General features: G+C 42.3%; 18 protein-coding genes. 8 read left to right on the top strand and 10 right to left on the bottom strand.

Translation table 11 applies throughout. From position 1 onward, the window contains the following. Positions 1–525 precede the first annotated feature (525 nt). Both IFO69_RS21805 and gnd read right to left on the bottom strand, forming a co-directional pair. Positions 526–2,013, bottom strand: a complete 1,488-nt coding sequence (locus IFO69_RS21805) for a PKD domain-containing protein (RefSeq protein ID WP_192010658.1) — start codon at positions 2,011–2,013, stop codon at positions 526–528. A 608-nt stretch (positions 2,014–2,621) separates the two neighbouring features. After that, complete coding sequence (gene gnd / locus IFO69_RS13540; protein WP_192010657.1) at positions 2,622–4,076, bottom strand: decarboxylating NADP(+)-dependent phosphogluconate dehydrogenase; 1,455 nt, start codon at positions 4,074–4,076, stop codon at positions 2,622–2,624. 377 nt (positions 4,077–4,453) lie between these two features. Between gnd and IFO69_RS13535 the strand changes: the two genes are divergently transcribed. Continuing rightward, positions 4,454–8,119, top strand: coding sequence for a hybrid sensor histidine kinase/response regulator transcription factor (locus tag IFO69_RS13535; RefSeq protein WP_192010656.1), 3,666 nt, complete (start codon positions 4,454–4,456; stop codon positions 8,117–8,119). A 482-nt stretch (positions 8,120–8,601) separates the two neighbouring features. On the opposite strand, the gene IFO69_RS13530 is transcribed toward IFO69_RS13535, so the two are convergent. After that, positions 8,602–9,153, bottom strand: a complete 552-nt coding sequence (locus IFO69_RS13530) for a hypothetical protein (protein ID WP_192010655.1) — start codon at positions 9,151–9,153, stop codon at positions 8,602–8,604. A gap of 301 nt (positions 9,154–9,454) precedes the next feature. Between IFO69_RS13530 and IFO69_RS13525 the strand changes: the two genes are divergently transcribed. Beyond that, positions 9,455–10,786 (top strand): rhamnogalacturonidase, encoded by a 1,332-nt coding sequence (locus tag IFO69_RS13525; RefSeq protein WP_192010654.1) that lies wholly within the window; start codon positions 9,455–9,457, stop codon positions 10,784–10,786. Between the two features lie 163 nt (positions 10,787–10,949). Here the strand turns inward: IFO69_RS13525 and IFO69_RS13520 are convergent, their stop codons facing one another. The 3 genes from IFO69_RS13520 to IFO69_RS13510 all read right to left on the bottom strand — a co-directional run bounded on the left by IFO69_RS13520 (position 10,950) and on the right by IFO69_RS13510 (position 11,957). Next, positions 10,950–11,177, bottom strand: a complete 228-nt coding sequence (locus tag IFO69_RS13520) for a hypothetical protein (protein WP_192010653.1) — start codon at positions 11,175–11,177, stop codon at positions 10,950–10,952. A gap of 40 nt (positions 11,178–11,217) precedes the next feature. Beyond that, entirely contained in the window at positions 11,218–11,619 is a 402-nt protein-coding gene (locus IFO69_RS13515) for a hypothetical protein (RefSeq protein ID WP_192010652.1), read from the bottom strand. 83 nt (positions 11,620–11,702) lie between these two features. After that, positions 11,703–11,957 (bottom strand): FUSC family protein, encoded by a 255-nt coding sequence (locus tag IFO69_RS13510; protein ID WP_192010651.1) that lies wholly within the window; start codon positions 11,955–11,957, stop codon positions 11,703–11,705. Between the two features lie 260 nt (positions 11,958–12,217). Between IFO69_RS13510 and IFO69_RS13505 the strand changes: the two genes are divergently transcribed. From IFO69_RS13505 to IFO69_RS13490, 4 genes are all read left to right on the top strand, one after another. After that, a complete protein-coding gene (locus IFO69_RS13505; RefSeq protein WP_192010650.1) occupies positions 12,218–13,342 on the top strand; it encodes a glycoside hydrolase family 88/105 protein in 1,125 nt (374 codons plus the stop codon). Between the two features lie 278 nt (positions 13,343–13,620). Next, the gene (locus IFO69_RS13500) at positions 13,621–14,919 is read left to right on the top strand and encodes an acetylxylan esterase (RefSeq protein WP_192010649.1); all 1,299 of its coding nucleotides are present in this window, start codon (positions 13,621–13,623) and stop codon (positions 14,917–14,919) included. 22 nt (positions 14,920–14,941) lie between these two features. Then, positions 14,942–15,712: a GDSL-type esterase/lipase family protein gene (locus IFO69_RS13495; RefSeq protein ID WP_192010648.1), complete on the top strand. Its 771-nt coding sequence runs from the start codon at positions 14,942–14,944 to the stop codon at positions 15,710–15,712. Positions 15,713–15,771: 59 nt separating this feature from the next. Then, complete coding sequence (locus tag IFO69_RS13490; protein WP_192010647.1) at positions 15,772–16,557, top strand: polysaccharide deacetylase family protein; 786 nt, start codon at positions 15,772–15,774, stop codon at positions 16,555–16,557. Positions 16,558–16,572: 15 nt separating this feature from the next. On the opposite strand, the gene IFO69_RS13485 is transcribed toward IFO69_RS13490, so the two are convergent. From IFO69_RS13485 to IFO69_RS13470, 4 genes are all read right to left on the bottom strand, one after another. Further along, positions 16,573–17,943, bottom strand: coding sequence for a glycoside hydrolase family 28 protein (locus IFO69_RS13485; protein ID WP_192010646.1), 1,371 nt, complete (start codon positions 17,941–17,943; stop codon positions 16,573–16,575). Between the two features lie 272 nt (positions 17,944–18,215). Beyond that, positions 18,216–19,961, bottom strand: coding sequence for a GH39 family glycosyl hydrolase (locus tag IFO69_RS13480; RefSeq protein WP_192010645.1), 1,746 nt, complete (start codon positions 19,959–19,961; stop codon positions 18,216–18,218). Positions 19,962–20,101: 140 nt separating this feature from the next. Beyond that, entirely contained in the window at positions 20,102–21,067 is a 966-nt protein-coding gene (locus tag IFO69_RS13475) for a glycoside hydrolase family 5 protein (protein ID WP_192010644.1), read from the bottom strand. Between the two features lie 178 nt (positions 21,068–21,245). After that, positions 21,246–22,634, bottom strand: coding sequence for a glycoside hydrolase family 88/105 protein (locus IFO69_RS13470; protein WP_192010643.1), 1,389 nt, complete (start codon positions 22,632–22,634; stop codon positions 21,246–21,248). Positions 22,635–22,845: 211 nt separating this feature from the next. On the opposite strand from IFO69_RS13470, the gene IFO69_RS13465 reads away from it, so the two are divergent. Further along, the gene (locus IFO69_RS13465; protein WP_192010642.1) at positions 22,846–24,348 is read left to right on the top strand and encodes a rhamnogalacturonan acetylesterase; all 1,503 of its coding nucleotides are present in this window, start codon (positions 22,846–22,848) and stop codon (positions 24,346–24,348) included. A gap of 227 nt (positions 24,349–24,575) precedes the next feature. Next, positions 24,576–25,304: an ankyrin repeat domain-containing protein gene (locus IFO69_RS13460; protein ID WP_192010641.1), complete on the top strand. Its 729-nt coding sequence runs from the start codon at positions 24,576–24,578 to the stop codon at positions 25,302–25,304. Positions 25,305–25,395 lie beyond the last annotated feature (91 nt).

Below are 25,395 nucleotides of genomic sequence, written 5' to 3'. Positions count from 1 at the left end.
ATTACATTCCAAAGAAAAACGCTGATAATATTTAGGTGGATTTCACTTATTTCATTCATAAAACACAGTTAAACCCATTACTAAATCGATTAGCTTGGTCAATCGACCTATATTCGGTAATTGACAAATTTTAACCCAACCTAATACTAATTTTGCACTACGGTACAGTCAATTTCGATCCGAAAAAAATAAAAGCCCACCAAAAGTGTCGCTTTCTTACTTCTTAGCAGGCTTTAAATCTCTTTTGATATTTCTGCAATCCCCTGCTCTCCCTTTCAAATACAGACAGTAAGCCCAGTTTTGCCTTATGGGTCGCATTGGCATTTTCAAACTGTAACACCCCCTTTCTTTAGTCTCACAAAATCTACGGGTGTAAGCGCGTTTTGCAGGAACCAATTTAAATTCTCAAGCAACTGGCATCTGCATAATCATGGATAGGCATAAAATCTAAAATCCGCACCTTTATCACCTAAATCATAGGCAATAAAAGCACGGATTCTTCTGACCCCAACTAGGGAACTACATTTACATCAAAACCAATCTGATTATTTCTTCAAAGTAAACTGCTTTCGCCTCATCAGTTAGCTGCCAATAGTAAGAAACTCCACCCTCATCAGCTCCAAAGCCAAAGTAAGTTCTTGGCCCAGCAGCGGACTCACCTGCTCCAGCATAAAACTCTGTTCCTGTTTCAAAGCGAACAAACAGCATGGCCCCTCCTTCTGTACTGCCTCCATCACCTGCAGCGCTCGTAGCCAATACTTGACCATTGGTAGCCGTGTTGACATAAAGCAAGTTCACAGGTGTAGCCAACCAAGGGAGTAAATTATCTTCACCGATAGTAACTTCATCAAAAGCCATATCGTCGGTTTGTTGTATCAGCGCACGAACTACTTCTCCTCCTTCAGGGTTATAAGCAGCAGGACTCCCAGCATTATCAAACCAGTTCAAACGATTATTCCTGGCACCCCATTGGGAATTCAGTATCAGAGGAGTAGTAATAGCGTTCCAGGCAATTTTATCGTTTCCATCAAAGTCCCCAGAATTACCACTACGTCCAATGATAACCAAATCCGCCGCATTGAGCATATCTATATCCTCTTGGGGAGCTGTACTGAGGGTAGGATTGTAATATCTGACAACATTAAAACCCTTATCCTCTAACCATCCAATCTGATCATCATCCAAGGCATCATCGGTAACAAACACAATCGTATAAAGTGAAGTATCTACCGGAATTTCCACAGTTATATCCTGACTGGTTTCTACTACGATGCCGTCTTCACTAGTGGCAGTCAAAACAACGGTATAAGTCCCCTCTGCTGCATAGGTATGACTGGGACTTTCTTCTGTGGAAGTATTACCATCACCAAAATCCCAGGAATAAGTCACCACGTTTTCAGATATATTGGTAAAGTTTACCGTCAGGCCTTCATCCTCAAAAGTATAATCTGCCAATGGAGGCCCCACAACTGTTAACTCTTGGCTGGTCTCCACAGTTGTCCCCCCTTGGGCCGTAGCATTCAAAACGACTGTATAGGTTCCCGCAGTCTCATAGGTATGGATTGGACTCTCTTCAGTGGAAGTATTGCCATCACCAAAATCCCAAGAATAAGTCACTGCATTTTCGGAGGTATTGGCAAAAGTTACCATCAGGTATTCTTTCTCAAAAGTATAGCCTGCCTTTAGATTCTCGATAATGGTAATGTCCTCGTCTGCTTCCACTATTTTTCCATTCGCGCCTTTAGCCGTTAAAACAACAGTATAGATTCCTGCTGCCTCATAACTATGGCTTGGACTCTCCTCTGTGGAAGTATTGCCATCACCAAAATTCCAAGAATAAGAAGTGACATTTTCTGAAGAATTGGTAAAAGTAGCCATCAATTCATTCGTAGCTGTCGTGAAACCTGCCGTTGGTTCAACTGGTTCCATTTCATCCTCCTTGCAGGATGTGATAAGGATCAACGATAAAGCAAGGATCGTTAAACACTTTAAATTTCCATAAATTTTTTTCATAATTGATTATTTTGGGATTGAACTGGATAGCAGCATCAAAAAAACACCACCAATTATTGATGGTAAGATTCCAAGACCATTGATACCTCTAATTAAGTCTAACAGCCTTCACTTCTAACTGAGTTATTAATATTGTGAAGACTGAATGCCTGAACAAATTATGGCAAAAATTACCTAAAACCGTTCTGCACTGTTATGAAGCTGAAAGACAAAGCTTAGCCTCTTGATAAAGAAAAATACAGGATTAAGAATGAGGTTTTTTTAATCTTTTCAGGTCATTATCTTATAAAAATTTTATAGGTATATCCGCAATTTTATCAGTAAAGATCAAAAGCGAATAGAAACGACCCTTTTTATTAAAGTATTGACCGCTTCGGTCTTCAGACTTCAGTTCTACCTGGCAGTTAGACAGGCTTCCGACCACTTGAGCAAAGGAGGTATGGTTACTGGCATCATAGCGGATAATCAGAAAATTTTATTTACCAATTAAGTCAAACATTTTTGAAGGTCTGAGCTTTAAATGATTTCAATAGAAAAAGGACCAAGCTCAATTGAGCCTGATCCTTTTCTTAAATTTATAATTACTTTATCAGGACAACCCTAAGCCACTAGCTGTTATAGGCAGTAGATACAGTATCGGCTCCTTCGCCTGTCCAATTGGTATGGAAGAATTCTCCCCTTGGCTTATCTACCCGCTCATAGGTATGCGCTCCGAAGTAGTCTCTTTGTGCCTGAAGCAAGTTAGCCGGTAGGCGTTTGCTTCTGAATCCATCAAAATAGCTCAAAGCAGAAGACAAAGATGGAACAGGAATACCATTACTGATAGCCGTTGCACAAACATTTCTCCATCCTTGCTGGGCTGCTTGTACCTTATCCCTAAAAAAGGAATCCAACAGCAAATGAGGAAGATCCGGCGCTTTGTCAAAAGCTTTGTTGATATCTCCCAAGAAAGCTGAGCGTATGATACAGCCACCTCTCCACATCAAGGCAATGGCCCCGTAGTTCAGGTCCCATCCATGTTCCTTGGAAGCCTCCATCAAAAGGTTATAGCCTTGGGCATAGGAGATAATCTTAGCGCCATACAAAGCCATTTTAAGATCATCCAACATCTTGGTCTTATCTCCATCAAACTTGATTTCAGGAGCCTCAAAAACCTCAGAAGCCTTGGCCCTAAGATCTAACTGCGCCGACAAGAATCTAGAGAAAACGGATTCTCCGATCAAAGTCAAAGGAACTCCCAAGTGCATGGCTGCAATGCCCGTCCATTTTCCGGTTCCTTTCTGTCCAGCAGTGTCCAGTATTTTCTCTACCATCGGCTCGCCATCCTCATCCTTGAAGGCCATGATATCTGCCGTGATCTCAATCAAATAAGAATCAAGTTCTTCTTTGTTCCATTTTTTGAAGGTTTCGTGCATCTCATCATAGGACATGCCCAATACTTCTTTCATAAACTGGTAAGCTTCGGTGATGATTTGCATGTCACCATATTCAATACCATTGTGAATCATCTTCACAAAATGCCCAGCACCATCAGCGCCTACCCAATCGCAGCATGGTACACCATCATCTACTTTCGCAGCAATTGCCTGAAAAATCTCCTTCACTTCCGGCCAAGCTTCCTTACTTCCTCCCGGCATCATTGATGGACCTCTCAATGCACCAATTTCTCCACCTGACACACCTGTCCCTACAAACTTGAACCCTTTACCTTCAACATATTTGGTTCTTCTGATGGTATCTTCGAAATAAGAGTTTCCTCCGTCAATGATGATATCTCCCTGATCCAAATGTGGGATGATCTGCTCAATAAAATCATCTACTGGCTGCCCTGCTTTTACCAACATCATCACCTTGCGAGGAGTCGCCAGAGCCCCTACCAACTCTTCTATGCTATGCGTTCCAATAAAATTCTTTCCAGCACCTCTACCCTCGATAAATTTATCTACCTTTTCTGTGGTTCTGTTATAAACAGCTACAGAAAAGCCTTTGCTTTCCATATTCAAAACCAGGTTTTCACCCATTACGGCCAGGCCAATCAAGCCAATATCCGCTTTCTTTTCCATGATGTACTTCGTTTATTTAGTTGATTATTAATGATTTTTCTTATTCTTGAGTAAGCCTGACAAACTTTACTATCTTTCACAAAGATAGGAATCGAAAATACAATTCATCTACACCTCCCAAAAAGTACTCTATATTATTTTGTCACCAAAGACCGAACCTTAGCTCCACAAACCTTATAGATGTACCAAACAGGGCTACAAATTCCTTGAAAGTTATTATTTGACCTTGGTCTAGTTGTAAAAATAAACAATCCAAACAGGTATTGCTAAATAAGGTTGAAAGCTGAATGGAACCAAAATCCATTGCATGTAAGTGCCCCATGGTATATCAAAAAATAAATTTTATTTTCGTCATTGGCATCTACTACTCGGCAAACATGTCCCGAATTTTGAAAATCTCATTTGTACTACTTTCTCTATTTCTGTCCATTGGGGAAATGGGATATGGCCAAAACACCCACTTGAAATTTGAACACCTTACAGTAAACGATGGGCTTCCTCAAAATTCCGTCTATTCCATCACCAAAGACAAATATGGCTTTATGTGGTTTGGAACTTGGGGCGGTGCTGTCCGATATGATGGATACAATGTCAAGGTATTCCGAGCCAATGAAAATGACTCCACGGCCCTGTCAGACAACAGGGTCAGCGCAATTGTAACCGATTCTTTGAACAATATTTGGATAGAAGTAGAGCCTCGGGACAATTTGTTTCTCTACAATTATGAAAAGGAAAACTTTCACCAAATCCCTAGGGATAACACTCCCCAAAACATCCTCGATAAAATCAATGTTCAGTACCGCTATAATGTAAAAAGAACTTCAAACGCTTCCTATGAATGGTCCACCTCTTCCAATGGACTTTTGCAGATTGACCTACAAACAGGAGATTCAGTTCTTTATCAAGCCGATCAAAACGACCCTTCCTCCTTATCAGATAACATTACCAAATACATCTACTTGGATGACCAACAGCATTTGTGGGTAGGCACACAGTCTGGTGGTGTCAGCCATGCTGACCTGAACACCAAACCTTTTGTGAATTATTATAAAGGACCAGCGGGAAAAGGCTTGGTTGACAATGTCGCCAGGGCCATGACGGTGGATCATCAAGGCAGAATTTGGGTAGGCTCAGAAAACCATGGAATCACCATTATTGATCCTTCAAAAAAAGAAAACAAGTATACCTATGTAGGCCAGGAATCCCTCAACAACCTGTTGATTCGAAATTTATTCTGCGACAGCCAAGGCTTAGTGTGGATAGGAACCAAAAAAGGCCTGGTATATTATGACCCTGCCAAGGATGAGTTTAGAAACTGTAGCTTGAACATGTGCCACCCCAGTGTATTTGCCATAGCAGAGGACCAACAAGGTGCCATTTGGGTAGGTACTTATAATGGACTTGCCTTATATGACCCCTATTTAGATGAATTTCATTGTATGAATAAGGCATCGGGATTAGCAGGAAACCAAATTATGGACCTGCTGGTGGATCAGGAAAACAACCTTTGGGTGGCTACAGAAGAGGGTGGACTGAGCAAGCTCTCCCCTCCGCCCAATTTTATAGGCAAGAAGGAGTTTACCATAACCAACTATACTGAAAATATAGGCCATGAAAATGGGATTCTCAGTAATCGAATTTATTCCTTGGCGGAAGACAAAGCGGGAAATATATGGGCGGCCACAGATGCTGGTCTAAGTCAACTGGATCCAAGAAACAATCAATTTCAAAACTTCACCAAGCAAAACGGACTTCCAGACGACTTTACCACAGCCGTGGCAGCTGATGCGCAAGGATCCATCTGGGTCAGTCACACCAAAGGACTGACAAAAGTAAATGCCCAGACTGGCGAAATGCAAAGCTTCAACATGCAAGATGGCCTTCAGGGCAATGAGTTCAAACAAAATGCAGCTTTTCAGCATGCTCCCAGTGGGATGCTTTTTTTTGGTGGATCAAATGGTCTGACATCTTTTCAGCCCAGTCAAATCAAAGCCAATCCCTACCCTCCAAAAGTAGTTTTGACACAACTCGATGTCATGCACCAAGATGTACAAATAGGCGATAAGGTGAATGACCGGATAATTCTTGAAAACTCCTTGCTGGCAACCGAAGAGATTACACTGACTTGGTGGGACAAAACCTTTATGCTAGAATTTACAGCTTTGCATTATGCCAACCCTCGCAGTAACAAATACAAATACATGCTGGAGGGGTATGATACGGATTGGATTTTTACAGATGCTTCTCGGCCTACGGCTTCCTACGCCAACCTTCCTGCAGGAGATTACATTTTTAAAGTCCATGGAGCCAACAGTGATGGTCTTTGGAATGAAACTGCCACGACCTTAAGAATCAAAATCCTTCCTCCCTGGTGGCTAAGCTGGTGGGCAATGCTTATATATTTTATACTGTTTTGCACCTTGGCCTGGCTCGTGTACCGTTCCTTGAATTCAAAAATTCAGCTGCGCAAAAAAGAAGCCATACACCAAGCCAAGCTTCATTTCTTCACAGAAGTATCCCATGAATTCAGGACACCCTTGACCCTGATCATTGACCCGCTGGAAAGGCTTATTGCCGAAAAGCCCAAACAAAAGGTGGCCGAGCAGTATTACCAATTGATGCACAGAAATGCCCAACAATTATTGGCCCTGGTCAACCAATTGCTGGATTTTAGAAAACTGGAATCTGGGCACTTGCAGCTAGATTTGGAAAATTCCGATCTAGTAGCCTTTGTGCGCAATCTCGCAGCCTCATTTGAAGAAATGGCCAAACAACGGCAAATTTTCTTCAAGGTCACCACCAACTCCACACCACTGATCATGCCTTTCGATCAGGCCAAGCTCACCATGGTTCTGAACAACTTGCTGTCCAATGCTTTTAAATTTACTCCAGATCAAGGAAAAATCACCCTGGACCTTAAGGAAACTAACCATCCCAAGAAAGGAATAATTATTCAGGTAAAAGATACCGGGCAAGGTATCTCTAAAGAAGAATTGGAAAAAATCTTTGGGATTTTCTATCAAGCCAGCAATAACAATGGGCAGTACAAAGGCTCTGGAATTGGCTTAAGTCTCACCAAAGAGCTAGTCGCCCTGCATGGTGGCGAAATCACAGTGGACAGTGATTTAGGAAAAGGCTCCAGCTTTTCAGTTTTTCTTCCAGACAACACAACATTATCAGAAACTTTAAGCGCAATAAACACCAACACTGCCCCTCATGCTTTTCAAGACAAGAGCGATGAGAAAAAGGAACCGGATTCTCACAATATTGATCCTGACCGATCTGTAATTTTAGTGGTTGATGATAACGATGACATTCGAACTTACGTGGAAATGACCTTTAATCAGGAATATCAAGTAATCACTGCCAGCAATGGCTTGGAGGGTCTGGCAAGTGCAACAAACCATATTCCAGACTTGATCATCAGTGATGTGATGATGCCGGACATGAATGGGTTGGAGATGTGTGAAAAATTAAAAACTGATGAACGCACCAGCCATATTCCGATCATCCTCTTGACTGCTAGGCAATCTGCAACCGCCAAAACCGAAGGCTATGAAACGGGCGCCGATGCCTATGTGACCAAGCCATTTCATACATCCGTTTTGAGGGCTCAGGTACACAACCTTCTGGAGCAGCGGAAACGCTTACGGGACCTTTTCTCCAATGGCTCTACCATCGAATTAAAGAAAATTGCGGTCAATGCTACGGATGCAGCTTTTCTTGAAAAAACCCGCCAGTTAATTGAATCCAATTTAGAAAGCGAAAACTTGGACATTGACTCACTGGCGGAGCAGTTAAATATGAGCCGCTCCCAGTTTTACAGAAAAATCAAAGCCTTGACCAATAAATCCGCATCCGATTTTGTCACCTCCTTTAGGATGAACCAAGCCGCTGAACTCCTATTGAGTGGCCAATACAATATTTCAGAAACGGCTTATAAGGTCGGATATAGTATTCCCAATAATTTCACCCGGGCTTTTGCCAAACACTTTGGTTCCTCTCCAAGCCAGTTTATCAAAGAAAAAACAGAAAACAATTAAATACCTAAAAACCAATAGATTACAATCCTGCCACTTACCAGGATGTTCAAAAATGATAGGTTTCTGCACGTTATGGATAGCCCTTCTCAACTAAATTTTAGCAGATTGAAGAAGTTTAGTTAAACTAAGCTTAGGGCTAATAATTTCAGTAAGGTCTCCATGGTTTGCGAGAGTTGGATTAGTTTAAATGTTCTTTGTGCTCAATAGAAGAATTAACAAATGATCCAACCCATCCACCATGGGGATTTTATTTTTTACTCAAAGGGAGCTCTAGATAAGCTCTCAAAATCAGAGTAATAATAAATAGTTATAAACTCTTATTGTTTTTGACTTATTCCAAATCTAATGGTCCCCACATCTCACCCAGAAACTTGTATAAAGGAAGCACTACTTTTGAATCATATACCTCAACTTCATTTTCTGTTCCAACTATCCATTTTTTAATGAATAAAATTAAGGCTCAATCATTATTTCAAAAACGGTTACTCGCTACGAGATCTCGCTTTCGTTAAATAGAAGAATTCTCTTTCCAGCTCATGAGTCATTCTTTTGATACTTTTTCTCATCATTAGGTAAGGTATTCCTAACATAAAGGCTGCATGGACAATTAAAAATGGTATAGCAAAGCCAACTTCCTTTCCTCCGACATTTTCGTTAAATATTAACACTACAATAAAAATTGAATAAAAAATTGGCAGGATTATGTAAAAAGGCATCATTGCTCCATTGAATCCATTTATTTCTGTTTCAACAATCAGTAAATCACCTCTCTGTACATATGTCCCCTTGGCAACAGCCAAGTTTAGATTCATATCTAAAAAACGCCTCCTTCTTTTTATTTTAAAGTGGTCAAACCTTACATAACCTTTATATTCATTTTTACTAGATGAAAAAATATCAAAAGCATCTGACATAAAACCAGTACTACCTTCATCTACATTTCTTTTAAAGTTTCTAACAAAGTCATTTTTTTGAATATTTAACTCAATGGATATATCCTTAACCAATTTTAGTTTCCTTAAGAAGTCTTTCATCTTTGTACCTTTGTGTTTTCTACACTATAAGCGCCATTCAATCTTTTTAATATTTAAAAGACTCTTTTTCCATCTACAACAGCCTGAAAAATAAACAAGCAATAAAACTAAGGTTTTCTTATAGATTATAAAATACCTTTTAGGTTAAAAACTTAGAAATACCAGAACAATACAGGATTGATCTATTTAAGGGATTGCCTAAATTCCCTTTTCAAGCTTAAAAATAAGTGATCTTATAAAACCGTAGGCCAAATCACATAGATTGACTGGACAATTAAACCAATAATAACCTGATTACCTCATGAGAAATTTCCTGATTTTATTCCTCCTTTTTACCATTTTCAACTCCAAGGCTTTCGCGCAAAAAGACACTTTTCCTGATGGCAGTCCTGTGCCAGATTGGTTCAGTGACACCCAAGCTACAGATATTGACCAGCTGGGAAAACATTACCGAATTACCGATTTCGGGGTGGTAAGAGACAGTACCCTTTTGCAAACAACACGAATCCAAGCCATTATAGACAAGGCCCATGAGGAAGGCGGTGGAGTTATTATCATCCCGGCAGGTACTTTCCTGAGTGGTTCTTTGTTTTTCAAGCAAGGCACCCACCTGCACTTGGAAGAAGGTGCTGTCCTTAAAGGCAGTGATGACATCAGCCACTTTAAGCTGTTGATGACACGTATTGAAGGTCAAAACCGCAAGTATTTTGCTGCCCTGGTCAATGCTGACGGTTTGGACGGTTTCACCATTTCAGGAAAAGGCACCCTCAATGGCAACGGTCTTCGCTTCTGGAGGGCTTTTTGGCTTAGAAGAGAGTGGAACCCAGACTGCACCAATGTAGATGAAATGCGTCCTCGCCTGCTGTTTATTTCTAACAGCAAGAATGTGCAAGTATCCGATATCAGCCTGATCAATTCTCCCTTTTGGACTTCTCACTATTACAAATGCGAAAATGTGAAAATCCTGGGCTTGTATATTTTTGCTCCACACAAACCTGCAAAAGAAAAAGCACCCAGTTCAGATGCCATCGACTTGGATGTCTGCAAAAATGTATTGGTCAAAAACTGCTACATGTCCGTCAATGACGACGCCATCGCCCTAAAGGGCGGGAAAGGCCCAAATGCAGATAAGGATCCAGATAATGGCGGTAACTACAATATCATCATTGAAGACTGTGAGTTTGGCTACTGTCACAGCGCCTTAACCTGTGGAAGTGAATCTATCCACAATAAGAATATCATCTTGCGTAGAACAAAAGTGTCTCATGCCACCCGTTTGCTATGGCTCAAAATGCGCCCTGACACGCCGCAGCATTACGAATATATCCAATTGGAGGACATCAGTGGAAGCGCAGCCAATATGCTCTATATCAAACCTTGGACGCAGTTTTTCGATCTGAAAGGGGAAAGCGGCATAAAAACTTCTACGGCAAATAACATCTCTTTCCACAATATCAACCTGGAATGTAAGCGTATTTTCAACACCCAATCTTCAGATCAATACCAAGTATCTGAACTAAGCTTAAAAAACCTGAGCCTTTCTGCTCCTGAGGAAAAAGGAATTGATATAGATTATATCCATCATCTACAACTGGAGAACATCACACTTAATGGTGAAAAGATAGCTGAATAAGGTTTTTATTGGCAGCTGGTGCAGCAAACCTTCTTGATTACAAGATGGTTATTCACTTTTGGCTAGCCACAGGTAAAAAGGATGAACACGGATATGTATTATCAATCCACTACAAATCTGTGTCCATCTTTCTCCAAGTGTGGACTTTATATTAAGCCGCTTACTAAATACCAGATTTAACAATTATAGAAATAATCAGCATCGTAACAATCAGCCCAATAGTTTTGAGTTTTAAGCCATAGGCAACCCTATCTGTTACCTCTCCTTTATTGTACTTACCCTTTCCAAGCCTAATATCCTTATAAGCTGGGGTGCTTTTGCCTTGTATTTTAGAGAGAACAGCCAAATAGACCCAATAATAAAATGCTCCCAAGTAGTCCCATAATCCCATTAATCATTTTTTTTATTTCAAAATAAGCTTCACTCACCTTTTAGCTCTCTTGATCAATTAGGTCTTTCAATTGTTTTGGGATTGCTATTCGAAAAGCGGTCTCGCTAAACTTTAGGCGCTGGCTTTCAAGTTGGTTCAAATACACTTTATGTAACGTACCACTCTCATAAATGTAAAGCCCTTTTTCTATCGTTCCTTCACCTTCTAAACAGATTGTTTTTACTGAATTAGCTGCTATTTCAAGTGTACCCACCCGATCAAATCCTAATTGATTGTTGTGTTTGTAGAGCGTTACGGATTTTGTTGTTTGTCCATCATTGTCCATTGTGAAACTGGTAGGAGTGGAAGCACCAAAGCAGCTCCAGGAGGATTCCACTCCACTGCAACTGGCCATAAAAGTGGTTAAAATTATTGCAAGAAAAAGTCGTCTCAAATACTTCATTGTTTAAATATAATTAAGGTTAAACTGAGAAATTTTATTCCTCTTAGGTGTGATTCAAATTGAGTTTGTAACCCAAGCTCCTTTTACCCTTCACTCAAATTCCTTTCTTTCAAAATTTGCTTTAAGTCTCTGGCTTTAGCCTTGTTCTTACCTGCTATGGGAAGGTAAACCAAGGGCAAAAAAGTAAGCAACCCAAAGCCATTGACCAGGGAGCTATAGATGGCAATTCCCACCAAAAGCCCAAAGAGGGCAGCGTCATAAATTTTGGTAGATTTCATTTTCTTAGCTTCTACTAATAATTCCTTATCCGTTAGCGCCGCTAATTTCCTTTGTTCCATCTGATTATCATTCTTAAGATATTTTTTTGAAACCTTTATGCTTTAAAACTAATACTTTCTTATTGACAATAAAACATCTCTGATGGGGTATTTTGCTGTATCTTTATTTACCATCAAAATCCTAAGTGATTAATTCTTTTCACAAAGTACTTCTGACTCTTCAACCATCGATCAGGACATATCAGCATGCCTATTTGCAGGCAAGTTTTTATCTTCGAGAAGATCAATTGCATCAATGCAAAATAACAATTCAATATATCATGCAAAATAACCGTATAGCTATCTTCCTTATTGCCTTATTATTTTCGGCTGGCTGGACCAAGGCGCAAGAACTTCCCACTCAAAAGGAAGTAATGGACCAGATGGTATTGACCAATCAGTATTTGATGAACAAATGGCCCGATCCGGGCGTCAATGTCATCACCAACAAAGAACGCCCCAGCAACCTTTGGACCCGTGCGGTATATTATGAAGGACTGATGGCACTTTATGCACTGAAAGATGACAAAGCCTATTATGACTATGCTGTAAAATGGGGAGAGGCACACAATTGGGGCTTAAGAAACGGAGCCCAAACCCGACACGCCGATAATCACTGCGCAGGCCAAACTTATATCATGCTATATGAAATAGATCCACAACCCGAAAGGATTCGGGATATACAATCTTCAGTTGATGATATGATAGAGACTTATAAAATCAATGATTGGGATTGGATAGATGCTTTACAGATGGCCATGCCGGTTTTTGCCAAGCTCACCAGCATCACAGGCGACAAGAAATATTCTGAGCGTATGTATGAAATGTATATGGATACCAAAGTAACCCAAGGACTTTTTAACCCTATCGATGACCTTTGGTGGAGAGATAAAGACTTTCTGCCTCCCTACCAAGAACCCAATGGCAATGACTGCTACTGGTCACGCGGTAACGGCTGGGTAGTGGCGGCCATGGTAAGAACTTTGGAGTTCTTGCCCAAAGATGATCCCCATCGTTTTGAATATGCACAAATGCTTCAACGCATGCTCAAATCCATTTTGACGGTACAAAGAACCGATGGATTCTGGAATGTCAGCTTGCACGACCCTACTCATTTTGAGGGCAAAGAAACTTCTGGCACCGCGCTTTTCCTCTATGGAATGGCCTGGGGAGTCAATAATGGCCTGTTAGAAAAAGAGGTTTATATGCCTGCCATCACCAAAGCTTGGAACGCCATCTCCAAAGAGGCTGTCCATGACAATGGCTATTTAGGCTATCTGCAGGGAACAGGCAAAGAGCCTAAAGATGGGCAACCGGTTACCTATACCAGCCAACCGGATTTTGAGGATTATGGTCTAGGTTGTTTCTTATTGGCCGCTTCAGAAATGTACAAATTGGCAGAATAAGTTACAGCTGTTCATCATTTTCAAAGGTTATTTCAATTTGCTCTGAGCATATTGGAATAACCTTTATTTTTACATACCTCAGTTCGATTATAAAACCGTCACTGCGAGGCTTAAGGGAGGATTTGAGGACCGGAAGTCGTGGCAGTCTCAGTATTTCGGGATTGCCACACCCTTTTCCAACCTAAACCCTCCTAAAAAGGGTTCGCAATGACGCATTGATATCTATTTCATGATCGAACTCATGTTACAGGGTCTCTATTGAATAATGATCATCGATTATGAAAAAATTAAACCTGCTTGCCTTTTGCTTTTTCGTTATGGCGGCTGCCATAGCCCAGAATTACCCCTCCAGAAGTAATGTCCTCTGGGTCACCGAACCTGACCACCGGGATTGGTTGTATCAGTTAGGAGAAGAAGCGACAGTAACCGTTTCACTTTATGAATTTGGTATGCCGGTGGATGCTAAAACCATAACCTATCGCGTCGGTCCAGAAATGATGCCGGCAGATCAGGAAGGCACATTGACCTTGAAAGATGGAAAAGCCGTCTTGTCCTTGGGAACCTCCACCGCTCCCGGCTTTAGGGATTGTTGGTTTACCGCAGCACTCAATGGGGAAACCTACAGACACCATGTCAAGGTGGGTTTTGCACCGGAAAAGCTGGAACCTTTCACCGAATTCCCAGAGGATTTTGTCAGCTACTGGGAGGCTGCCAAGAAAAAAGCCGCAGCATGCCCCATGCTGATAGAAAAAACCTTTGTTCCCGAATACTCCAACGATCATGTTGCTTGTTATTTAGTCAAAATACAGGCATTTGAAAAAGGCCAACAGGTTTATGGATACCTCAGCATCCCTAAGAAAGAAGGCCAATTCCCCGTGGTTTTTGCACCTCCAGGTGCCGGCATCAAGCCTATGAACCCCATGAAACACCTGTTTTACGCAGAATCCGGAGTGATTCGGTTTGATATGGAGATTCATGGTATCCGCCCTGATTTAGATGCCGCTACCTACAAAGAAATCAGCAGTGCCTTTGGGAATGGTGACAAAAGTTACCTGGTCAATGGCTTGGATAACCGTGACAATTATTATATGAAAAAAGTATACCTTTCCTGTGTAAGGGCACTGGATTTCTTGACCACTTTACCCGAATGGGATGGTAAAAACCTGATTGCACAAGGCGGTAGTCAAGGAGGTGCGCTGGCCTTGATCACCACAGCATTAGATGCCAGAATCACTGCCTGTGCCGCAAACCACCCTGCTTTGAGTGATATGGCAGGTTATCAAGCCGATAGGGCTGGTGGCTATCCCCACCTGAATCGCTTCAATGATATGTTGACGCCAGAAAAAATCAACACCTTGCAATATTACGATGTGGTCAACTTTGCCAAGTTGATTGAGGTGCCGGTATTTATGACTTGGGGCTATAATGACAATACCTGCCCACCTACCACCAGCTACGTAGTTTATAATGTTTTGAAAAGCGAAAAAGAGGCCTTTATTACTCCGATCAATGAGCATTGGGTTTCTGAAAAAACGAGAAGAGTAATTTTGAATTGGATAAAATCAAAGCTCAAGTAGGGCCAACCAAGAACAAACTGAAATGACAAACGGACAACTTCCCTTTCGCAATACCTCATTGATCTTCGGCCTTCTGGTCTGTATTAGCAGTTGTACCCTCTTTAAAAAGCAAGCAGACGATCAAGCGCATTATCCTACCGACAAGGTGGTCACTCCCTATCATAATGAATGGACGGTCGGTCATTATCAAAACAGGATTAAAGCCTTTCAAGAAAACCCTTTGGACTTTGGAGATATTGTCTTTATCGGCAATAGCATTACGGAACAGGGCAAAAACTGGAATGAAAAATTTGGTTTGAGCAACATTAAAAACAGGGGAATATCTGGAGATGTAACAGATGGAGTTTTGGCCAGACTGGATGAGATCGTGTATTACCGACCTAAAGCGGTTTTCTTGCTCATTGGTATCAACGACCTGTCCAATTACCATCAGGAAAATGAGTCCCGGCTCAATGTCTTGTACCATACCAAAATTCCTTCCCCCAAGTATGTGGCAGATAATATCATTAAAATTGCTGCAAAAATCCATCAAAAGTCCCCCAAAACCAAGGTTTTTGTCCAGACGGTTCTTCCAAACGCCAGGCCTGAAATCAAGGAGAGTATAGATTTGGTAAATGCGATAATCAAAGAAAATGAATCCAAGCAAGATTATCAGGTCATCGATCTTCACCAGTATTTCACCGACCAGCGAGGGTTGATAAAAAAGGAATTGACCAATGATGGTACTCACCTCAACGAACAAGGCTATGCGGTTTGGGTAGCCGCCGAAAAAGCCATTCTCCATGGGCTCTAAAAAATGAAATCATGGTGCCTCTACATACTGGACCTTTTGTTGAAATAAATCCAAGACCAATGAAAAAAAACCTCATATTCTTTTATCTGATCCTCTTTCCCATGATCTGCTCCTCACAGATCCTTAAAAAACCAATCCCTGATAAACTGGTAGTGCTGACTTTTGATGATGCTCCTGCCAGTCACTATTCATTAGTGGCTCCCTTACTTAGAAAACATGGGTTTGGGGCCACATTTTTTGTTTGTGAATTCCCTCCCAATTATGCGGACAGCAGCCTCTATATGAACTGGCGACAAATTCAAGCTTTGGACAAAATGGGTTTTGAGATAGGGAACCATACCCAGTCCCATGCGCATGTGGACCAGCTCAATGAAGATGAAATCAAATTTCAGTTAAGCTACATCGAAAACAAATGCGATTCCATGGAGATACCCTCACCAAAGAGCTTTGCTTTTCCGGGATACGGCCTTGACAATTTATCCTTGAAAGTCCTTGATTCCAAAGGCTATGATTTTTCCAGAGCAGGAGGAAGCCGTGCCTACGATCCGCTAAAAGACCATCCTTTTTTAATCCCAAGTTGGGCGCCACAAGCCGAGAACAAAAAAGAAATCATGGCTGCGCTCCAAGAAGCACAAAATGGGAAAATAGTTGTCTTGAGTTTTCACGGTGTTCCAGATCTGGAGCATCCTTGGGTCAACACCCCTCCCGACTTGTTCAAAAGCTACTTGGAATACCTTTCCAAACACGACTACAAAGTCATTGCTTTAAAAGGTTTAAAAGAATTCATCAATATACCTGAAGCCCAAAAACTCCATCCTGACCTGAGTAAATCGCTTAAAAATTGAATAAAGAATCACATGTCAATTGTCCAACTTAAACCCATTCACATTTTCGTTGAGGAGTGCTTCGCCTCTGATGGAATCTACTTGAATATTTTTTAGCTGAACATTTTCCACTGGCTCTTCCGCATTGGCTTGAATCCGTGAAACAAATGCCACATCTGTGGCTTCGACATTTTCCATAAAAACCTCCTTGATCGGAGTTAATCTACGCTCATAAGTAGGCACCAAATCCCGCCACTGATAAAGCACATCTGTTTCTATTCCCAAAATGCCTTTATCTATTTTACCTGACTTGATGTTTTTCATTTGGATATTGGACACATAGCCCCCTCTTCTTTCATTGGTTTTGATAAATAAAAGATGGTTGAGTTTAGCGCCAGCCTCCACTTCACAATTCTCCATATAAACATTCTCCACTCCTCCAGAAAGCTCACTTCCTATGGCAAGGAGTTGATGGCCATTTTTCACCAAACAATTTCTAATCACTACATTTTTCGTCGGCATATTCAACCGCCACGCGTCTTGGTTTCTACCCGACTTTACGGCGATGGCATCATCACCTTGATCAAACACACAATCTTCTATCAGCATATTCTGGCTCATTTCAGGGTCCACCCCGTCATTATTGTGCCCATGGGCATAGACATTTACCTTTCGGATCACCACATCCTTGGACATAAATGGATGGATCACCCAAAAGGGGCTGTTCCTGATTTTAACTCCTTCCAACAGCACATTTTGACACCGGTTAAACTGGATAAATTGTGGTCGAAAGTGGGAAGTGTCATTCACAAACTGCCTTTCCTCCACTGTCACACCTTTCGCCGCTTGGCCATAAAGCCTTTTTAGACTTTCCATATGTGGCTTTGGCCGGGCAAACCATACCTTCCAAATGTCCATCTTGGCCCTAAGCTCACCTGTACCAGTAATGGCCACATTTTGACACTCAAAAGCATAAATCAAGGGAGAATAATTAAAGCACTCCATACCCTCCCAAGTCGTCTGCACCGCAGGTAAATAGTCCTGTGGATCTCCTGAAAAAAGCAATACTGCACCTTCCTCCAAGTGGAGATTTACATTACTTTTGAAGTGGATCTTTGCAGTTGGCCACTCTCCAGCTGGTACAACCACCTTTCCTCCACCATGCTCAAATGCTGCAGTGATGGCTTGTTCAATAGCTTTAGAAGTAGCTTCTTGATCCTCTTGTTTAGCCCCAAAATCAGTAATCAAAAAGCGCTTGGCCTCACTAAAATCAGGCACCTTGATAACAGGCATTTCAAAAGGAGCAGCTACTTTCACCTCTTCCATGCGGATAGTCACTTTCTTTTCAGAACATGAACTCCACAAAAGTCCAAGGAGAACGCTAATGGCATAAAACTGATATTTCATTTGAATGAGTAAGTTGCAGGAGCTATCATTTATATTTAACTGAAAGAACCCCGGAAAAAATGCTCCGGGGCTCTTCAGAAAATGTTTAGGAACTAGGCCTAAAACATTAAAATAAACCCAAATTATCGTAATAATAATATTAAACGTAGGCTATTGAACCTACCTCAATCCCATATTCCCGAACTAAGATAAGGGCAATCCCAACCGTAAGTGTACTGTTCCATACTGTACCTTATCAATTCTCCTCCCAAACTTCCAACCCACTTAAGGTCTCAAGGCTTTCTGGTCAGCTTGATCAGCGACACACCTTGACGGGGTAATGCCATATCCAACTGAAAGCTTCCCTCTTTGGCGTAAATCCATTGGGGAGAGGTCAGCAAATCCAACTGGCCTGCATTTTCCAACTGATGGATTTGTTCCGCGCTTGGAGACTGTGGGGATCCCATGGCTTTCCAAAGCTCATAGGCATTGCTGTTTTCTTTGTCTATCCTAAAATGCTCTAGCAAATATTTACCTGGCTCCAAGCCTTTCAAATCCAAACTGATAGGAGAAGCGGGGGCCATTTCATTTCTATCGTGATAATTCCAAACCATTATGGTCAATTGATCCTCAGACTTCGCTGCCAATGCATTGATATCGGGTAAATTTCCCCGGACACTATGATCTCTAATGGACATGGCATCATAAGCTAATTGATCACTATTGTCCGCTCCATTGAGGACCTGTACCCGCTTTCCATCCATCATGCCAAACATTCTGAATACATTCAAAACAGGTTTATCCACACCGTTGGTGGCCATATCCCTGAACCCGGCAAACCAAGCTTGGTCTTCAAATTCAAATCCCCAAGTAACAGCACCTAAGAAATTAACGCCATAGTGGTCTGCCAACTGGTACTTCCTCGCAAAAGAAGCTGCCGTATAGCTGGAATACATGGTTCCGTTTCGATAAGCATTGTGAGGGTAATCCGCCTCAGAACACGCCGCACAACCCTCGGGATCGGACTCTCCAATGATTATCGGCAAATCTTTTAAAGTAGGATAAGAAGCCACAATTTCAAAACCTTTATCAATATCCCGTAACTGCCTACCCATGTCCATCACTACCACGCCATCCTCCAATCGGGGACTTCCCTTGGCATGAAAAGTGATAAAGTCCAAAGGAGAACCTTGTTTACCTGTCACATAATTGGTCCCTTCAGTGACATGGTCCAAAAACTGTTTTAAAACCTTGGCTGCATCAGGATGACCCGGGCCAGTAGTTTCAGGCCCGCCGATTTTGGCAGTGGGTAGAGCCCGCTTTACTGCATCGGCGGTATAATCATATAACTTGATATACTCCTCTGTGGTGCCTTGCCAATAACCAATGTTGGGTTCATTCCATAGCTCCCAACACCAACTTTCCACTTCTTCTTTTCCATAGCGATCCACACAGTGCCTCACCCACTGAAAAACCAATTCCGCCCATTTCTCATAATCCTTGGGAGGATAAGCCCAGCCGCGATAAATCTCTTCATACTTGGCGCCAGGCTTCCAATGATGCCGATAAGGGTCAGGCTTGGAAGAAAGTGCTTTGGGCATAAACCCAATCTGGGCAAACGGCTTCATCCCCCTTTCCACATAAGTATCAAAAATCTTATCAACAATGGACCAATCATACACCGGGTTGCCTTGCTCATCTTCCGTGTAGGCATTGGTAGAGCCCCACTTTAAGGCTGCCCGGGGGCCTTCATCGGTAACCAATAGGCTATGCGCCCGCACATTAACAGGAACAGGACTAAGCTGGGAAATCTCCGTTAGAAGTTTCTGTCCATCTTTCATATAGGTGTAGTTGGGTTCATCATAGCCCCACCAGGCCCAAACCGGATCCATTTCCCCTATGATTTTATCAAAATTAACCTGAAGTATCACGGTGTCGGCTGACGTAATAGGCAAAGCACTCTGCCCACAGGAAGAAAAAGTATTCAAAAAGGAAAGGGTCGTTACCACAAAGAAGAAGAACAGGTATAGTCTTTTCATAGAATAATAAGGTTAAATTGGGTAAAGCCACCTTATTTAAATTTTAAAGGCAGTCATTTTGAACAATTTAACCATCAATAATTAAAATGTGAAATAAACACTTAAACTTTCCTATTCATTTGCTCTACTAAGTTCCTATGCTATTCCGTCTTCAGGTAAGACTTGGTCAAGACTGCCCATTCTTTTAAATCTGTAGCTTTCCAGTTCCCTTCCGAGGAGGCTGAGGGCTTTAACATGGAGCAGGTTTCATCCTTGTCTGACACCGACCAGGTCAACCAGCTCAGTTGATTCTTTTCCATCCAACTATGCCAATCCGTCCAAGACTTCTGATCAATGGGACCATTACCAGTGGCCTCCATGGCTGCGCATTCCGACACAAAAAGCGGAAGTCCTTTGTCTAGCGCATAATCCGCCTTGTCCCTTAAAAACTTCTTATGGGTAGCAGCATAAAAATGCAAAGTATACATCAAGTTATCCAAACCGACAATTGGGTCATCTGCTGCCAAATGGATGTCCTGATCCCAATGGGGCGAGCCTACTAGAATAAGGTTGTCTGGGTCTATTTCCCGGATGGCACGGATTACCTCTTCACTGTAGGCTTTCACTTCTGCCCAAGTATCATCCACAGGCTCGTTATAGATCTCATAGATCACATGGGGATTCTCACCATATTTTCTGGCCATTTCCTGAAAAAAGGCCTTGGCATCTTCTGTAAAAATATGATGGCTATGCCAATCAATGATCACATAAATATCAGCTGCTATGGCTGCTTCTACTACCGCTTCTGTTTTTTCTTTGGACCAGTCAGGTTTGGACAAATAGGCTCCCTCAGGTTCTACTCCCATGGCCGCCCGAACCACATTGACGCCCCAGTCTTCCTTCAGCCAATTGACGGCTTCAGCATTATAAAAGCGGGGCCACCAGTTGTGCCAGCCAAAGCTTACCCCGCGTAGTACCACCGGGTTTCCTTCCTCATCCACCAATTGCGTTCCCACAACAGATAAGGATTGGATGTTTTCATTTTCATTTTTTTGAGGGGACTCTTTAAAGGCATCAGCCTTACAGGCCAAGAGGGCAAACACTGCCAGACATATCATTCGCAACATGGTCATTTAGGGTTATTAGGTTTACCTTAAAGTTAAGGACTTGTTGGATAGGATAGGGGGTTTTAATGTTTGGAATGGGGGTAGTATTTGATAAGTAATTTGGGATTGGCAAGTTGAAACAAAAAAAGAGGCCCTGCTTTCACAGGCCCTCTCTTTTTATACCGAATATCGATAGTGATCAGTTCTTTGAAGATTCGTCCAGTAGCTGTACAGAACTGTCATTGATCTCAAAGTCGTGCATTTCCAACATCCTGATCACTTCAGCGCCTGCCGCTAACACAGGACCATAGCCATGGGCCGCGTAGGGATTGATCGGACGGTGGTAGTAAAACGCAGGGTCAAAACCCATTCCTGTACCCACACAAGTTCCTTCCACCTGGCCTTGGTCGTTGACCTGCGTGCTTACCGCATTCCACGCCAAAAGGGTCAAAGGGGCATGAGCCTGATCATCCACCCAACCTTCATTGATGGCCTTGGCGATGCAATAGGTGTAAATTGCTGTGGCAGAAGTCTCCAAATAGGAATCATTTTGATCCAGCAACTGATGCCAAAAACCCGATCCAGACTGGAGCTTGGCCAGTCCCCTGATGTGCTTTCTCAGCAATTCCAATACCATGGGCCTTCCTGGATGATCTTCAGGAAGGGCATCCAACACTTCTACTTTGGTCAGGATCGCCCAACCATTGGCACGGCCCCAGTGGAACTGTGGATGAACATCCATCCCCTGCACCCAGCCATGCATGTAAAGGCCCTTCTCTTCGTTGAACATACGCTCAGAGAAGAGTTTGATCTGCCTGACAGCTTCATCAAAATATTTTTTTTCACCAGTATATTTGCCCATCTGCACAATAGCTGGCACACTCATGTACAGGTCATCCAGCCAAAGGGTGTTTTTCAGTGGCCTGTTCCTGGCCAAAGTACCATCCTCCAAGCGGAACTGCCCGTTCATGATGTAATCCATAAAATTCTCAATCACCGGACGAACATCAGCATCCAGTCCGCTTCTGTCTGCTTTGATAAAAGAAGCACACAGTGCCCCCGCATCATCCAAGGCTCCTGGGTATAGCACGGAATGCAAAGCATGTTCCTTACTCCCTACGCTTTGGAAATGTGGATAAAGATCAGCGATAAACTTTACCCTATCTTTGGTATAGTTGGTATATTTTTCATCACCCGTAACTTCTCCTGCCAAGAGCATGGCTGAATAAGTCACCCCCCATTCATAACTCAACAGCCTGAAATCACCTTGTTTCAGCACCGATTTTTCATCTACCTGACTGAAATCAGTAATGGCCTCCCCACCTTCAGTCAAAATTTCAGTTGGGGTAGTAGCCGCCAAATAATCCCTTACCCGGTCAATGACCGCTTTGACTTCTGCGGTTTCGGGTACACCATAAGGTACGGGATAGTCAGGTTGCAATAAGTGCAAAGGCGTATTGGTATCGGTGATTTTTTCTTCAGGGGCTTCAGAAACAGCTTGGTCTGATGGGGTTTGCGGAGAACAGGCCAAGGCCAAGCTCATCATGCCCAAGATTCCAGGTTTCCATAAGGTCTTTTGGATGTTCATAGGATCAGTAATAAAATTTTGATCTATTAAATTATTGAATTAAAAACATAAAATTAGTTTTCCTTAAGAAATTACTGTGCTGTAGTGTGGGGCAAAACCCAATCAACCATATACTACAGCACAGGTTTTTTGATTGATCTATGTAGCTTTAAATGATCTTCGCTTAAAATTATTCAATAGAAAAAGCGATGCCATAAACACCATTATGATCATGTTTAAAAAGTTCCAATTTAGCCTACTCGCCCTTTTTTGCTTGGCATCATTGGCCTTGACGGCCTTTATTCAAAAAGAAGAAAAACATACCTTATTCATCATCGGAGACAGCACTGTCCGTAACAGTCGCGGGGATGGTGGCCCTGGACAATGGGGCTGGGGTACCTTTATAGATGATTTTTTTGACAGCACCCAGCTGGAAGTCAGCAACCAGGCGATGGCCGGAAGGAGTACCCGGACATTTGTCAAAGAAGGTCGCTGGCAAAGGGTACTGGATGAACTCAAGCCTGGAGATTTTGTCATGATGCAGTTTGGCCACAATGAAGGCAGCAGACCCGATACCACTCGGGGAGGATACCGAGGGGTCCTTCGTGGCACAGGAGATGAAACAGTGGAACTTACCTGGCCGGATGGCACGCCAGAAACGGTACATACCTATGGCTGGTACTTGAAGAAGTTCGTGACCGAAGCCAAGAAAAAAGGTGCCACCCCCATCATCTGCTCTATGATTCCAAGAAACAAATTTCCAAATGGAGAAGTGGAAAGGGCTGACCAAGATTACGGCAAGTGGGCCAAAGCTGTGGCCCGTAGAACAGGAGCTTATTTTATCGACTTGAACAATATCGTAGCTGACCAGTATGACCAGTGGGGCCCTGAAGTGGTCAAGGCCTTGTTTGAGAGAGACCATACCCACACCAATGAGGCAGGCGCGCGTATCAATGCTTGGTCAGTAGTGCAAGGGATAAAAGAATTGGAGGATTGTGAACTCAAGGCATATTTGAAAAAAGACAAGCCAACCCTCTATCTGATTGGTGACTCCACCGTCAAAAATGGTCAAGGAGATGGGGCTGGTGGACTCTGGGGCTGGGGAGATTTCATGGCTCCTTTCTTTGATCTGGACAAAATCAAAGTACAAAACCATGCGCTGGGCGGCACCAGCAGCCGTACTTTCCAAACTTATGGATTATGGGAAAAAGTCCATCAAAAGCTGGAACCAGGCGACTATGTGATCATGCAATTTGGCCATAATGACAGCAGTCCCTTGGATGATGAAGCCCGCGCCAGGGGCACCATCAGAAGTGCAGGTACAGAAGCAAAAGAAATCTACAACCCTATTACCAAACAACATGAAACGGTTTATTCCTACGGTCAATACCTCAAGCAAATGATCACACAGATCAAGGCAGCAGGCGCTACCCCCATTGTGTGCTCCTTGATTCCCCGTAACAGCTGGAAAGAAGGCAAGGTCAACCGTGCTGACGAAAGCTATGGACTTTGGGCCAGGCAGGCCGCCGAGGCCAGGGAAGCTTATTTTATTGACCTCAACCAGCTCATCGCAGATGGTTATGATCAGCTGGGAGAGGATTATGTCAAAGCCCACTACTTCAATGACAAAGACCATACCCATACCATTGAGGAAGGCGCTCAATACAATGCGGAGGCAGTGGTCAAGGGCATCAAAGGACTGGAGCAATGCGATTTGAAAAACTATTTAAAATAGTTGAAGATATGAGATGATTTTAAGGTAAACAATACGGTTTAATAGGTTTGAAAGGCCGGGGGTTTCGCCTCCGGCTTTTTTGGTTTTGGAGAAAAGCAGAAGAGTTTGGTAAAAGAAGTGGTCATTGGTCCATTCAATAAAACTGACTTAATTCCCCTTCTTAGAAGATATTGGTTATTTTAGTCAGGCATCTAAACAATTTATCCTCAATCCTAAACCTCAAAACAATGGAACCCTCAAAAATCCTTGAACTAATCGGTCTTGGGAGAACAGATTACATTATTGACCTGATGAAAGTACCTGACTGGAAGGATATGCTAGAAAAAGGAAGTGTCAAACCTCTTCAATGGCTCGTTTATTATAATGATCTAACAGGATTAAGAGCCGTCATTATGAATGGAGGAACTTTGGGTAGTATAAATATTAATGACGAATTGGGAAATGCTGCATTTTTCGGACACTGGAAAATTTGTAACTTTTTAATTAACCAAGGAGCAGATGTGAATTACCATGTTGACAAAACAAAAGAAACACCTCTTCATAATTCGTTGGCCAAAGCAGGTCGGCCTTACTATTTTTATGTGGTTAGATTATTGGTTGAAAAAGGAGCTGATATCAATGCAAAGACAACTCCAGGCATAGAAACAGGGGCATTTATGCGTGATGTCCGTACAAAAGGAGAAACACCTCTTCATCGAGCTGCTGCCTATGCTGACGAACAAACCATTTCTTTCTTGATTGAAAATGGAGCGGACAAACAGGCAAAAGATATCAATGGCGATTCGCCTTTGAGCTGGGCTAGCCAACACCTTAGACCAGGAAGGATTTTAGCATTACTGGCCTATGACAATTACAGAATATCAGAAGGGCATAAAAAGATAAATATTAGTGACCATGGACATGGCTGGGGAAACACAATGGACTGGAATTTAGTTGGAAATTATCTGCCCGATTAAAAGGCTAAAAAACACATAATGTACCCTTATAGTACGGTCACTCATCATAATATTAATATATTGCTCAGTTTTTTATTGCGAATCCAAACAG

Source organism: Echinicola arenosa (genome assembly GCF_014841125.1).
In the GTDB taxonomy this organism is placed as follows: Bacteria; Bacteroidota; Bacteroidia; order Cytophagales; family Cyclobacteriaceae; genus Echinicola; species Echinicola arenosa.
Note: the sequence above shows the minus strand (reverse complement) of the source record. Positions and strands in the feature narration are given on the sequence as shown.